Source organism: Clostridium tarantellae (assembly GCF_009295725.1).
In the GTDB taxonomy this organism is placed as follows: domain Bacteria; phylum Bacillota; class Clostridia; order Clostridiales; family Clostridiaceae; genus Sarcina; species Sarcina tarantellae.
In genome coordinates this window covers 1-674 of record NZ_WHJC01000589.1, presented here as the reverse complement: position 1 = coordinate 674, position 674 = coordinate 1, and the positions used below count along the sequence as shown (strand labels likewise).

The window sequence follows — 674 nt, the reverse complement described above, 5'->3', positions numbered from 1 at the left end:
GTTAATACAACAAATAACTTATTAACAGTTATTTCTTCAACCTTTGGCGTATCTATAACTTTACTATAAGTATTTAAAATTATTTCTGTAATTTCCTTATCAAATTCTTCTGAAATAGCACTTACTACGTCTAAAGCCTCTTCTTTATCTTTACTTACATATTTAAATTGTAAAATAGGTGCATTTTCTTTAACTGCTATAACTTTTAAATTTTTTAATACTTCAGTAGCCTCTTTATTTATTCCATGTTTACTTAAAGAAGATGTAATAAAATCCTTTGTTGTTGCTATGCTAATGTAAGTATTTAACATTACATAAGCAGAATTTAAATCTGCTACTGTATAATTATCTTGTATTTTTTCATTTTTACCTACAAATAAAGTTGCAGTAGCTTCATATCTTGGTTTTAATAAAAATATATTTGCAAGTATAGATAAAATAGTAAATAAAGCAGTTATTACTATTACTAATTTATACTTTTTTTTAAGTATATATAAACTGTCATTAAGAGTTAAATCTTTGCTTTCCAATTTACTCACCTCTATTATTATTTAATTTTAAAAAATTACTAAAATTCGACTTATATTTAATAATATTCTAAAAAAACATAAGTTGTTACATTTTATTTCCTTGTTTGATAATTTTTAAAATCAAATAATTGAATGATTTTCTGT

At 21.7% G+C, this 674-nt stretch carries 1 protein-coding gene; it reads right to left on the bottom strand.

Annotation, left to right across the window (positions count from 1 at the left end):
• Nucleotides 1-530, bottom strand: a 530-nt coding sequence (locus tag GBZ86_RS16505) for a YveK family protein (protein ID WP_152892483.1), incomplete at its 3' end; no start/stop codon positions are given.
• Nucleotides 531-674: the final 144 nt, after the last annotated feature.